This window comes from Mycobacterium cajalii (assembly GCF_045809005.2).
Lineage (GTDB): Bacteria > Actinomycetota > Actinomycetes > Mycobacteriales > Mycobacteriaceae > Mycobacterium.
Genome location: NZ_CM141436.1, coordinates 912,493 through 924,730 on the forward strand (window position 1 = coordinate 912,493; position 12,238 = coordinate 924,730).

Annotated in this window: 12 protein-coding genes; 5 read left to right on the forward strand and 7 right to left on the reverse strand. The window is 69.5% G+C overall.

Features of this window, described 5'->3' with window-relative positions; genetic code table 11:
- Nucleotides 1-2: 2 nt before the first annotated feature.
- Nucleotides 3-521, reverse strand: a complete 519-nt coding sequence (locus ACJ512_RS04350; protein ID WP_407685178.1) for a CHAP domain-containing protein — start codon at nt 519-521, stop codon at nt 3-5.
- A 167-nt stretch (nt 522-688) separates the two neighbouring features.
- Here ACJ512_RS04350 and ACJ512_RS04355 point away from each other — a divergent pair, with 167 nt between their 5' ends.
- Nucleotides 689-1,381: a demethylmenaquinone methyltransferase gene (locus tag ACJ512_RS04355; RefSeq protein ID WP_407685177.1), complete on the forward strand. Its 693-nt coding sequence runs from the start codon at nt 689-691 to the stop codon at nt 1,379-1,381.
- Nucleotides 1,382-1,405: 24 nt separating this feature from the next.
- On the opposite strand, the gene ACJ512_RS04360 is transcribed toward ACJ512_RS04355, so the two are convergent.
- On the reverse strand, nt 1,406-1,738 hold the full coding sequence (locus ACJ512_RS04360) for a DUF732 domain-containing protein (protein ID WP_407685176.1): 333 nt from the start codon (nt 1,736-1,738) through the stop codon (nt 1,406-1,408).
- Nucleotides 1,739-1,778: 40 nt separating this feature from the next.
- Complete coding sequence (gene menJ / locus ACJ512_RS04365) at nt 1,779-3,017, reverse strand: menaquinone reductase (RefSeq protein WP_407685175.1); 1,239 nt, start codon at nt 3,015-3,017, stop codon at nt 1,779-1,781.
- Nucleotides 3,018-3,039: 22 nt separating this feature from the next.
- Here menJ and grcC1 point away from each other — a divergent pair, with 22 nt between their 5' ends.
- From grcC1 to ACJ512_RS04380, 3 genes are all read left to right on the forward strand, one after another.
- Entirely contained in the window at nt 3,040-4,047 is a 1,008-nt protein-coding gene (gene grcC1 / locus ACJ512_RS04370) for a nonaprenyl/(2E,6E)-farnesyl/geranylgeranyl diphosphat synthase (RefSeq protein WP_407685174.1), read from the forward strand.
- 105 nt (nt 4,048-4,152) lie between these two features.
- Nucleotides 4,153-5,013, forward strand: a complete 861-nt coding sequence (gene htpX / locus ACJ512_RS04375; RefSeq protein WP_407685173.1) for a zinc metalloprotease HtpX — start codon at nt 4,153-4,155, stop codon at nt 5,011-5,013.
- Nucleotides 5,014-5,186: 173 nt separating this feature from the next.
- Nucleotides 5,187-5,543 carry a type II toxin-antitoxin system HicB family antitoxin gene (locus ACJ512_RS04380; RefSeq protein ID WP_407685172.1) on the forward strand — a complete coding sequence of 119 codons (357 nt, stop codon included), beginning with the start codon at nt 5,187-5,189 and terminating at the stop codon, nt 5,541-5,543.
- A gap of 10 nt (nt 5,544-5,553) precedes the next feature.
- Here the strand turns inward: ACJ512_RS04380 and ACJ512_RS04385 are convergent, their stop codons facing one another.
- Nucleotides 5,554-7,083 (reverse strand): SulP family inorganic anion transporter, encoded by a 1,530-nt coding sequence (locus ACJ512_RS04385; protein ID WP_407685171.1) that lies wholly within the window; start codon nt 7,081-7,083, stop codon nt 5,554-5,556.
- 201 nt (nt 7,084-7,284) lie between these two features.
- Nucleotides 7,285-8,310, reverse strand: a complete 1,026-nt coding sequence (locus ACJ512_RS04390) for an NAD(P)H-dependent glycerol-3-phosphate dehydrogenase (RefSeq protein WP_407685170.1) — start codon at nt 8,308-8,310, stop codon at nt 7,285-7,287.
- A gap of 178 nt (nt 8,311-8,488) precedes the next feature.
- On the opposite strand from ACJ512_RS04390, the gene ACJ512_RS04395 reads away from it, so the two are divergent.
- Entirely contained in the window at nt 8,489-9,967 is a 1,479-nt protein-coding gene (locus ACJ512_RS04395) for a trypsin-like peptidase domain-containing protein (protein WP_407685169.1), read from the forward strand.
- A 3-nt stretch (nt 9,968-9,970) separates the two neighbouring features.
- Here the strand turns inward: ACJ512_RS04395 and ACJ512_RS04400 are convergent, their stop codons facing one another.
- Together ACJ512_RS04400 and ACJ512_RS04405 are read right to left on the reverse strand one after the other, a co-directional pair.
- A complete protein-coding gene (locus tag ACJ512_RS04400; RefSeq protein WP_407685168.1) occupies nt 9,971-11,494 on the reverse strand; it encodes a flavin-containing monooxygenase in 1,524 nt (507 codons plus the stop codon).
- 225 nt (nt 11,495-11,719) lie between these two features.
- Nucleotides 11,720-12,211 (reverse strand): YajQ family cyclic di-GMP-binding protein, encoded by a 492-nt coding sequence (locus ACJ512_RS04405; protein WP_407685167.1) that lies wholly within the window; start codon nt 12,209-12,211, stop codon nt 11,720-11,722.
- Between the last annotated feature and the right edge of the window lie 27 nt (nt 12,212-12,238).

Consider the following 12,238-nt stretch of genomic DNA (forward strand, 5'->3'; position numbering starts at 1 on the left):
CGTCAGGGCATCAGGATGTAGGACATTCCCGGGACGCTCCTGGCGTCGCGGGTCCACCACTGGCCGGCGCCGCCGTGGGATCCGTTGTTCATCTCCGTGATGTTCACCCACGTGCCGTCGAAGCGTTCGGAAACCGAGTTCACCCAGGCGGCATGGCCGTACGGGCTGACGCCGGGCAGCCACGGCTGGAACACCACGATCGCGCGTGGCTGCGCGTCGGTGACGACCGTCCAACCGTGCGCCCGCGCCGAGTCCGCCCAGTCCATGGCGTTGCCCTCGAGGGCGGGGTAGTACCCGCCGGCCTCGAACCACATCTGCAGGGCGCCCCACGTGCACTGGCCCTCGGTGGCGGCGTTGACGAAGCGGCGCTGTCCCATCGCGCGCCCCGGGCTGGCCGCCGGTGCAGCGCCGCCCGCCGCGGCCGGTTCGGCTTCTGCGGTCGCGGCGAAAACCAGCCCGCCCGCGGCGAGGGCCGTGGCCGCCGCGATGCCGGCGCGCAGCAGTCCGCGACGGGCAACCACCCGGCATCGCTGTAGCGATGGCGATCTCAGGCCGAATCCCATTGGCGTCGCGTCTCCGTGTGATGAGTGCGGAGTTGAGCTTAGGTAACGGCCGTGCGCGCCGAGGGGGAATCCGAAGATCCGTGCGGGGATATCGGGGTGCGATCCGCCCCGGTAGCGTCTACGGCGTGAGTCGCGCCGCCCTGGACAAGGATCCCCGCGCCGTCGCGTCGATGTTCGACGGCGTCGCCCGCCGGTACGACCTGACCAACACCGTGCTGTCGCTCGGCCAGGACCGGTACTGGCGCAGCGCCACCCGGTCCGCGCTGCGGATCGGGTCCGGCCAGAAGGTACTGGATCTGGCCGCGGGGACCGCGGTGTCCACGGTCGAGTTGGCGAAGTCCGGGGCGTGGTGCGTGGCGGCCGATTTCTCGGTCGGGATGCTGGCGGCGGGTGCGGCCCGCAAGGTGCCCAAGGTCGCCGGCGACGCGACCCGGCTGCCGTTCGCCGACGGCGTGTTCGACGCGGTCACGATCAGCTTCGGGCTGCGCAACGTCGCCGACCTGCAGGCGGCGCTGCGCGAGATGGCCCGCGTCACCAGGCCCGGCGGTCGGCTGGTGGTGTGCGAGTTCTCCACGCCCACCAGCGCGGTGTTCGCCACCGTCTACAAGGAGTACCTGATGCGGGCGCTGCCGCGGGTCGCGCGGGCGGTGTCCAGCAACCCCGAGGCCTACGTGTACCTGGCCGAGTCGATCCGCGCCTGGCCCGACCAGGCCGCGCTGGCGCACCAGATCGGCGCGGCGGGATGGTCGGGCGTGCGGTGGCGCAATCTGACCGGGGGCATCGTCGCGCTGCACGCGGCGTACAAGCCGCTGCGGTGAGGCGAGGGCCGGGAAACCTCGAAACTAGGTCCCGGCGCGCTGGATGAAGCCGACCTGCTCGGGGCAGTAGTGGTCGATCCCGGCGCCCAGGAACTGCAGCGCCTGGCCCTCGGTGGTGCCCAGCGGCAGGTTGCGCTGCAGGAAGACGGCGGATTGGTGGGCGTCGTGGTCCACGCCTCGCTCGATCCGCTGGCATTCGATCTTGGCCAGCCACGCGAGCTGGTCCTGGGGGCCGTAGACGCCGAAGTCGTTGACGGTGTTCTTGAAGTCGGTGTCATAGTCGGCGTGCGCCAGCGGAGCCAGCGCGATTGCTGCAGCCGCCACGGCAACGCCCGTGACCAGCCTCGTACGCTTCATTAGCGGGACTATACACCGCGATCACGAATTGATCTCGGGGTCAGGTGAACGGCGCTCGCCGGTCGATCAGCCGGGACAGCCGGCCGGCGCCGCGCCAGGCCCGCGCCACCCAGTCGGCGTCCTCGTCGGTGACCAGGTTGGCCATCACCCGCACCGCGATCGCCATCAGCGCCGGCGAGCGCATCGCGATCGGCCCGGTCGCGGGCAGGAACCGCTGGAAGGTCAGCAGCAGCCCCAGCCGGCGCGCGACCGAGAAGCCGCGGGCGTAGTGCTGTTGCAGCAGCCGCGGCCAGACCTGCGACAGGTCGCCGCAGTCCAGCAACTCGGCGGCCAGCCGCCCGGTTTCCAGGCCGTAGTCGATGCCCTCGCCGTTCAGCGGGTTGACGCAGGCCGCGGCGTCGCCGATCAGCATCCAGTTGGGCCCGGCCACCCCGGACACCGCGCCGCCCATCGGCAGCAGCGCCGACGCCACCGCCCGGGGCGGACCGGTGAAGCCCCACTCGTCGCGGCGCAGGTCGGTGTAGTAGGAGATCAGCGGGCGCAGCGCCAGCTCCGCGGGCCGTTTGGACGTCGACAGGGCTCCCACGCCGATGTTCACCTCGCCGTTGCCCAGCGGGAAGATCCAGCCGTAACCGGGCAACACCGCCCCGTCGGGGGAGCGCAGTTCCAGATGCGAGGTCAGCCACGGGTCGTCGGCGCGCGGAGTGGCCAGGTAGCCGCGCGCGGCGACGCCGTACACCGTCTCCTGATGCCAGCGCCGGCCCAGCGTGCGGCCCAGCGACGACCGGGCCCCGTCGGCGACGATCAGCTGCTCGCAGCCCACCTGGGTGCCGTCGGCCAGGCTCAGCGTCACCACCCGCCGCGACGCGTCATGATGGGCGGCGACCACCTTGGCGCCCAGCAGCATGCGCGCGCCGGAGTCTTCGGCGCACCGGCGGATCCGGTCGTCGAGCTCGAGGCGGGCCACCGCGCTGCCGGTGGACGGGAACGACGGGCCCGGCCAGTCCACCTGCACCTCGCCGCCGAACCCGCTCATCCGCAGCCCGCGGTGCCGGATGCGGGTGTCGAGCCAGCCGCCCAGTCCCAGCCGTTCGAGCTCCGCGACCGCGCGGGGGGTCAAGCCGTCGCCGCACGCCTTGTCGCGGGGGAAGTCCGCCGAGTCGACGACGAGGACGTCCCTGCCCGCCCGGGCGGCCCAGGCGGCGGCCGCCGAGCCGGCGGGCCCGGCGCCCACGACCACCACTTGGGCCCGGAGGGCTCTGGTCGCTCTCGTCTCCATGCACACCAGTATGTTTGGTCGGGTGAGGACTCCGGCGACGGTGGTGGCGGGCGTTGACTTCGGCGACGCCGCGTTGGCGGCGACCGTCCGGGGCGGCGTCGAGCGGATCGAGCAGCTCATCGGCACCGAGTTGCGCAGCGCCGACGCGGTGATGACCGACTCGCTGACGCACCTGTTCGACGCCGGTGGCAAGCGGTTCCGGCCGCTGTTCACGGTGCTGTCGGCGCAGCTGGGGCCCAACCCCGACGCCGAGGAGGTCACGGTCGCCGGGGCGGTGATCGAGCTGGTGCACCTGGCCACGCTCTACCACGACGACGTGATGGACGAGGCCGAGGTGCGCCGCGGCACCCCCACCGCCAATGTGCGCTGGGGCAACAACGTCGCGATCCTGGCCGGGGATTACCTGTTCGCCACGGCGTCGCGGCTGGTGTCCCACCTGGGGCCCGACGCGGTGCGGCTCATCGCCGAGACATTCGCCCAGTTGGTGACGGGGCAGATGCGCGAGACCCATGGCGCGACCGGCAACGACGACCCGATCGAGCACTACCTGAGGGTCGTCTACGAGAAGACCGCCTGCCTGATCGCCGCGGCCGGCCGGTTCGGCGGCATGTTCTCCGGCGCCGACGACGACCAGGTCCAGCGGCTGAGCCGGCTGGGCGGCATCGTGGGCACCGCCTTCCAGATCTCCGACGACATCATCGACATCGACAGCGACTCCCACGAGTCCGGCAAGCTGCCCGGCACCGACGTGCGCGAGGGGGTCAAGACCCTGCCGATGGTCTACGCGCTGGGCGAACCGGGGACCGAGGCGGCGCGGCTGCGCGAGCTGCTCGCCGGGCCCGTCGAGGACGACGAGGCGGTGGCCGAGGCGTTGACGTTGTTGCGGGCCTCGCCGGGCATGGCCAAGGCCAAGCAGTTCCTGGCGCAGTACGCGGCGCAGGCGCACGAAGAACTGGCCAAGTTGCCCGACATCCCCGGCCGGGACGCGCTGCGGACACTGGTCGACTACACGATCAGCCGGCACGGCTAGCCGCGAACGCCGGGCGTGGCGGAACTCGGAATGCCATTCTGAGCGTTCAATGAGAAGTGGTCGGTCCTGACCGAGCTTTATCTGAGTGTTCTGAGGAGGACACCGATGACCTGGCATCCGCATGCCAACAGACTGAAGACCTTCGTCCTGTTGGTCGGCATGTCCGCGCTGATCGTCTTCGCCGGTGCCCTGTTCGGCAAGACGGCGCTGATCTTCGCGATGCTGTTCGCCGTCGGCATGAACGTCTACGTCTACTTCAACAGCGACAAGCTGGCCCTGCGGGCGATGCACGCGCAGCCGGTGTCGGAGCTGCAGGCTCCGATGATGTACCGCATCGTGCGCGAGCTGGCGACCTCCGCGCACCAGCCGATGCCGCGGCTGTACGTCAGCGACACCAATGCGCCCAACGCGTTCGCCACCGGGCGCAATCCGCGCAACGCCGCCGTGTGCTGCACGACCGGCATCCTGGACATCCTCACCGAGCGTGAGCTGCGCGCGGTGCTGGGACACGAGCTCTCCCACGTCTACAACCGCGACATCCTGATCTCCTGCATTGCCGGCGCGATGGCGTCGGTGATCACCGCGCTGGCCAACATGGCCATGTTCGCCGGCATGTTCGGCGGCAACCGCGACGGCGAGAATCCCTTTGGGCTGCTGCTGGTTTCGTTCCTGGGGCCGGTCGCGGCGACGGTGGTGAAGCTGGCGGTGTCGCGGTCGCGCGAGTACCAGGCCGACGAGTCGGGGGCCGTGCTGACCGGTGACCCGCTGGCGCTGGCGTCGGCGCTGCGCAAGATCTCCGGCGGCGTGCAGGCCGCGCCGCTGCCCCCGGAGCCGCAGCTGGCCAGCCAGGCCCACCTGATGATCGCCAACCCGTTCCGCGCGGGCGAGCGGATCGGGTCGCTGTTCTCCACCCACCCGCCGATCGAGGACCGCATCCGTCGGCTCGAGGCGATGGCGCGCGGGTAGGCGATTCGATATCGCCCGCGCTATCAAATTCGGCGTGAGCCATATGGTCGGAGAGCCGGGGTCCGGAGAGCCGGGCCCCGGAGAGCGGCCTCGTCGGCCCCCGCGTGCGATGGACTCCAGCCTGGGGATGAGTGACTCCCGTATTTGATAGCACCCGTGCTATCAAATCCCGCGTGAACCGCTATACCTACCGCGCTCAGTGGCTGCCCGACTACAACGAGTACGTGGGTGTGTGCGTCGAATTGCCCTACATGAGGCGCGAGGCGCCGACCGCGCCACAGGCCGTGGCCGCCGTCGAGCAGGCCGTCAAGGACCATGTCGAGGGCCTGCGCGCCACCGGAGAGCAAGTTCCCACACCGTTTTCCGAACGCCGCTACAGCGGGAAATTTCTTGTCAGGACGTCGCCGCAGCTGCATGCCCGCCTGGCGCTGGAGGCCACCGAGCAGGGGGTGCCGATGAACCAGTGGATCGTGCAGAAGCTCAGCGGCCGGGCGCCCAATAGCACCTTCGGTCTCTCCGGGTTCGATTAGTCGAGCCCGATCACGCTGCGGCTTCGGGCCTTTCGGCTTCGACGACCTCGCCGGCGGTCTTGCGGGCGGCGTGGCCCGTCTCGAGCCTTCCCCGGATGTGGACCGTTCCGCCGTTGGCCTCGTGCTGGCGCTGCCAGTCGCTGATCGCCTGGTGCGCCGCATGATCCAGGTAGTGCGCCGAAATGTCCACCGTGACAATGGCCTCGGCGGGGGTGGACGCGAGCACCCGCGTCAGCCGGGGGAGCGCAAGGAATGTGCACGCCGCGCCGTCGATCACCACATGCCACTCGTCGCCGGCCGGCCCGGCCTCGACCCTGGCGCGGATCACCCGCCACCCGGTGAGCGCGATCGCCAAAGCCAGCCCGAGCAGCACCCCGTGCAGCAGGTTGAGGAAGACCACACTGAAGGCGGTCACCAGATAGACCGCGAGATCGCCGTGCCGCATTGCGGTTTCGATGTGGGCGGGCTTGAGCAACCCCACCCCGATGACGATCAGCAGCCCGGCCAGCGCCGCGGTCGGGATCTCGTCGACCAGCCCCGCGAACGGAATGGTGAAGAGCAGGATCCAGATGCCGTGCAGCACCGCGGACGCCCGCGACCTGGCGCCCGCGGTGACATTGGTCGAGCCGCGCACGATCACGCCGGTCACCGGCAGCCCGCCGATCGCCCCGGACACCATGTTGGCGGTGCCCTGCCCGACCAGCTCGCGATCGAAGTCGGTGCGCGGCCCGTGGTGCATCCTGTCGACCGCGACCGCGGACAGCAGGCTCTCGACGCTGGCGATCAGCGCGACGGTGATGACGCCGGTGGCGATCGCACCCCAGTTGCCGTGCGGAACGTCGGGCAGCCGCAGCGCATCCAGCGGCGAACCTTCGAGGTCGATCCGCTTGACGTGGAAGGGCAGGGCCAGCGAGAGCACCGTCACCGCGACGATGGCGACCAGTGGGCCCGGGATGCGGCGCACGGCGGCCGGCGCCCAGCGCCAGGCGACCAGGATGGCGATGACCAGCGCCCCCAGCAGCGCCCCGGGCCGGTGCGCGCCGATCACCTGGCCCGGCAGGCCGATGAGGTTGTGCCACGCCGTGCTCTTGGACTGCCCGCCGAGCAGCACGTGTGCCTGCTGCAGGGCGATGGTGATGCCGATGCCGGCCAGCATGGCGTGCACGACGACCGGCGAGATCGCCAGTGCGGCGCGGGCAACTCGGCTGAACCCCAGCAGCACCTGCACGGCGCCCGCTGCGACCGTGACGAAACATGTGCGCGCCCAACCGAAATTGGACACGAGGTCGGCCACGACAACGGTCAGGCCGGCCGCGGGACCGCTGACCTGCAGCGGTGCCCCGCCGAGGGCTCCGACGACGATTCCCCCGACGACCGCGGCGATCAGGCCGGCCAGTACCGGGGCGTTGGAGGCGATGGCGATCCCCAGGGACAACGGGAGCGCGACCAGGAAGACGACGAGCGAGGCCGGCACGTCGTGCCGGAGCATCGGTCGCAGGCGGGCGCTCGGGAAAGCGTTGCGGGCCAGGCGTTTTGGCATCTTCGCTTCCCGTCGGTAGAGCGGGGACATGCCGATCGCCGGCCCGTAACGTGTTGGCGCACAGGAGGTTGCGTTCCCAGCCCGCATTTCGCGGGCTGGGAACTCCCGGCGGTATGTCTCGACGGTAGGTGGGCTTCGCGGCGCCGGTCAAGCCGGCGGCCCGGTCCCATAGGGAATGCAAATTTTCGGCGGCGGCGCCGGTCAGAACCCCGAGCCGTGCACCTCGTGCCCCGGGACCTCGACCATCAGACCCCGGTAGGCCTGCTCCACGGTGGAGCCGTGGTTGATCACGGCGTCGACCTCGCGGGCGATCGGCATCTTCAGGGCGTGGTCGTCGGCGAACTCCATGATCACGCTGGCGGCTTTGACGCCCTCGGCGACCTGGTTCATCGAGGCGATGATCTCGTCGATCGGCTTGCCGGCGCCGAGTTGTTCGCCGACGTGGCGGTTGCGGCTGCGCTGGCTGGTGCAGGTGACGATCAGGTCGCCCAGGCCCGCCAGTCCGGGGAAGGTGTCGGGGTCCCCGCCCATCGCGACGCCCAGCTTGGTCATCTCGCGCAACGCCCGCGCGATCACCAGCGCGCGGGTGTTCTCGCCGATGCCCAGCGAGTAGCCCATCCCGACGGCGATGGCGTAGACGTTCTTCAACGCGCCGGCCAACTCCACGCCGACGACGTCGTCGGTGGTGTACACGCGGAACCGCCGGGTCCGCAGCAGCTCCGAGAGCCGGGTCGCCAGGTGCTGGTCGGGCATCGCCAGGACCGCCGCGGCGGCATAGCCCTCGCCCACCTCCCGGGCGATGTTCGGTCCGGCCAGGATTCCCGCCGGATGACCGGGCAGCAACTCCTCGACGATCTGCGACATCCGCATGTTGGTGCCCTGCTCGAGTCCCTTGACCAGGGACACCACCGGGACCCAGGGCCGCAGTTCCCTGGCGAGTTCGGTGAGCACGCCGCGGAATCCGTGCGAGGGCACGCCCATGACCACGACGTCGGCGCAGTGGGCGGCCTCGGCGAAGTCGGTGGTGGCGCGCAGGCCGTCGCTGAGCACGACGTCGTTGCCGAGGTAGCGGCTGTTGCGGTGGTTGTCGTTGATGTCCTTGGCGGTCACCTCGGAACGCACCCATTGCAGTGTCGGTCCCCGGCGCGCGCAGATCGACGCCACCGTGGTGCCCCAGGAACCGCCGCCGAGGACGACGACATTGGGTTCGCGTTGTTCACCTGCCATGCCGACCAGCGTATTGCCGACACCCGAGATTTAGAAGCAGTTCACCGCCCGCGCGGCACCCGAATTCGAACCCAACGACCCCCCGGGCAGGGGACTTCGGTCCCTAGCCGCGCCGGCCCGGCCTGCCGGATCGTCAGATGGTCTGCAACAAGGCCTGGAAACGAGGGAAAGAGGAACGATGCCCATGCTTCGGTGGGGCCGCACGCTCGCGGCGCTGTCCGCGGCCGCGCTCGCGGTGATGACGGCGCCGGCGGGCATCGCCTCTGCCGAGGGTGGGCGTCCGCAGGCCAATCCGCAGGAACGCGCGGCGGCGATCATCCGGCCGGCCGTGATGTACCTGTCGGGCCAGGCGTACGGCCAGGTCCGGTTGCCCAACGGGCAGTTGCTGTCGCAGTTCGGCGAGGGCTCCAACATCCCCTTCACGGCGACCTGGTTCTGCACCGCATTCATCGTCAACCCCGACGGTTGGGCGGCTACGTCGGGCCATTGCGTGGACCCGGACAACGTCAAGGACCTGATCCTCAAGCGCGCCGCCAACGAATACGTCATCCAATACCCCGACTCACCTGTCGGGCAGGATCCGGCCGCGGTCTTCCAATGGCTCCGGCAGAACGCGAAGGTGGAGGGCGACGCCCCCGACCGGGGTCCGCAGCCCGCGCTGATCCTGGTGTACGGCAGCGGCAGCCGGGTCGCCGGGAAATTGCTCGCCAACGTCGTGGACTTCCGACCCATCGGCAAGGGCGACGTCGCCCTGCTCAAGGTCGAGAAGCACAACATGCCGTCGTCGGTGCTGGCCGCTGACGCCGACGTCAGCATCGGCACACCGATTCTCGCGGTGGGTTACCCGGAGAGCACGAAACGGATCACCGATCCGTCGCTGGACCCGACGAACAAGAGCGGCACCGTCAGCAAGAAGTCGTCCATGGGCAGCGTTCCGCAGTACGAGATCGATGCCCCGGTCACCGAAGGGATGAGCGGCGGCCCCACCATCGACCTCGACGGCAAGGTGATCGGCATCAACAGCTTCTCACCCATCGGCGAGCCGCAGCCGTTCAACTTCGTCGCGCCGGCCGGCAACCTCGCCGCGCTACTGGCCGGCAAGGGGGTCAAGGCGACGCTGGGGCCGGCCGACGTCTTCTACCGGAAAGGGCTCGGCCAGTACTTCTCCGGCCACTACACCTGCGCCATCGACGAATTCGACAAGGCGCTGGCGATGTCGCCCGACTACCCGGGTCTGGTGGAACTCAAGACGAGCGCGGTGAACCTGCGCCAGCGTTACGGCGACGTCTCGGCGCTCAGCGGCACCACGCTGATGTGGTACGTCATCGGTGAGGTCGCGCTGGTGCTCGCCGCCGGCGGGGGATTGACCCTGTTGGTGGTGCGGAGGCGGTGGCGCCTGTACGCGCCCGCGAAAGCCCCTGGGGTTCAACTTGTTTCCCCCGGAGACGGCGACACGGTCAAACCGATCCGCGCCCGCAGGGGCATCAAAACCGGCGCCGCCCGGCTCATCGGCGTGGCCCCCGCGCACGAGGCGGCGGAACCGCACTTCTGCGCGAGCTGCGGGGCCGAACACCACCCCGCCGAGAAGTTCTGCCCCAACTGCGGCGCGGAGATCCTGCCCGGGGATTCCGCCGTGGGGTCCGACCGGATCGGCTGACGCTTACCCCGCCAGCGCCGCCCGGTCGGCGACGCGCCCGAACACCATGGCTTCCTCGATGCGGTCGAACTGGTAGTCGAGGGCATCGGCGAGGTAGTTCTGCCGCACGTTCCACGGCCGCCTGGTGCCGGACTTGGGCAGCGCGTGCAGCGAGCGCAGCACGTAGCCGGCGTTGATGTCCCAGGCCGGCTTCTCGGTCATCGGTTCGCCGCCGAGATGCGGGTAGGCGTGCGTATATCCGTGAGAGGCCATGTGGGCCAGCAGCTTCGCGGTCGCACGGGCGGTGATGTCGGCGCGCAGCGTCCAGGAGGCGTTGGTGTAGCCGACGCACCAGAACAGGTTGGGCACGTCCTCGAGCATGTGCGCCTTGTAGACGAAGCGGTCCCGGGGATCGATCTCGACGCCGTCCAGGCTGATCGCGGTCCCGCCGAGCGCCTGCAGTTGCAGGCCGGTGGCGGTGACGACGATGTCGGCGTCGAGGTGACCGCCGGATTCGAGCGCGATGCCGCTGGCGTCGAAGTGGTCGATGTGGTCGGTGACCACCTCGGCGCGGCCGGCGCTGATCGCGTTGTAGAGGTCGGCGTCGGGGATCAGGCACATCCGCTGGTCCCACGGGTCGTAGCGCGGCTTGAAGTGGGTGTCCACGTCGTAGCCGGCGGGCAGCTCGTTGATCGCCTTGCGGCGCAACAGCCACCGGACGAGGCGGGGCGCCTTGCGGGACAGGGCGAAGAACACCGCCTCGGTCAGTGCGCTGTACATGCGGATCACCAGATGAGCGGCCTTGCTTGGCAACAGCTTTCGGGCGACGGCGGCCACCCTGCCGTATCGGGAGGCCGAGACCAGATAGGTGGGGGAGCGCTGCAGCATGGTCACCTTCGCTGCGCGGTCCGACAGCGACGGCAGCAGGGTGACCGCGGTGGCACCGCTGCCGATCACCACGATCCTCTTGCCGGTGTAGTCGAGGTCTTCCGGCCAGTGCTGGGGATGCACGACGGTCCCGGCGAACTGGTCGATGCCGGGGAAGTCGGGGGTGTAGCCCTCGTCGTAGTTGTAGTAGCCGCTGCCGAAGAACACGAACCTGGCGCGGTAGGTCCTGCGGGTGCCGTCCTGCTCGGCGGTGATCGTCCAGGTGTCGGTGGCCGAATCCCAGTTCGCCGAGCGGACATGGTTGTTGAATCGGATGTGGCGGTCGATGCCGTACTTGCGCGCGGTGTTCGTCAGGTACTCGCGGATGTGCATGCCGTCGGCGACGCCTTCCCGGCGGGTCCAGGGCTCGAAGGGGAACGACAGCGTGAAGATGCTGCTGTCGGAGCGCACGCCGGGGTAGCGGAACAGGTCCCAGGTGCCACCGATCTGCGCGCGCCGCTCCAGGATCGTGTAGCTCAGGTCCGGGTTGCGTTCGGTGATGCGGTAGGCCGCGTCGATGCCGGAGATCCCGGCGCCGACGATGACGACGTCGCAGTAACCGTCGCCCTGGCCGTTGGTGTGGGGCGCGCCGCCGGCGGCTTCCCGGGGAGTCACGGTCATCGTGAACCTCGCTTGCTAGGGGCCTCGAAAAAACTGTGTTCCCCACCACACTAGAGGGGGGCCGAGAGTCGCGGATCAGCGGTGACGGTCGCCCCGGGGTTTCCGATCCCGATGTTTTGATTGCGCGCGGCGAAGTTTACGATCAGGCCAAGTTGGGATTACGCAACGGGTCCGCGAAATATCCACACGCTGACAATTTCAACGTCAGCGATCGCCGCGGCGCAGCTAGCGGTAGTTGACGAACTGCAGCGCGACGTCCAGGTCGGCGTTCTTGAGCATGGCGATCACGGCCTGCAGGTCGTCGCGCTTCTTGCTGGTGACGCGAATCTCGTCGCCCTGGATCTGGGTCTTGACGGTCTTCGGGCCCTCGTCGCGGATGAGTTTGGTGATCTTCTTGGCGTTCTCACTGCTGATGCCCTGTTTGAGGGTGCCGTTGACCTTGAAGGTCTTGCCGGATGCCTGCGGATCGCCGGCGTCGAACGCCTTCATCGAGATGTCGCGGCGGACCAGCTTCTCCTTGAAGACGTCGACGGCGGCCTTGACGCGCTCCTCGGTCGACGACGTCAGCTCGATTGCCTCGTCGCCCTTCCAGGCGATCGAGGTGTCGGTCCCGCGGAAGTCGAAGCGGGTGGCCAGCTCCTTGGCGGCCTGGTTGAGCGCGTTGTCGACCTCCTGACGGTCGACCTTGCTGACGATGTCGAACGATGAGTCCGCCATGGAATCCGTCCCTTCTTGCGGTGGTGG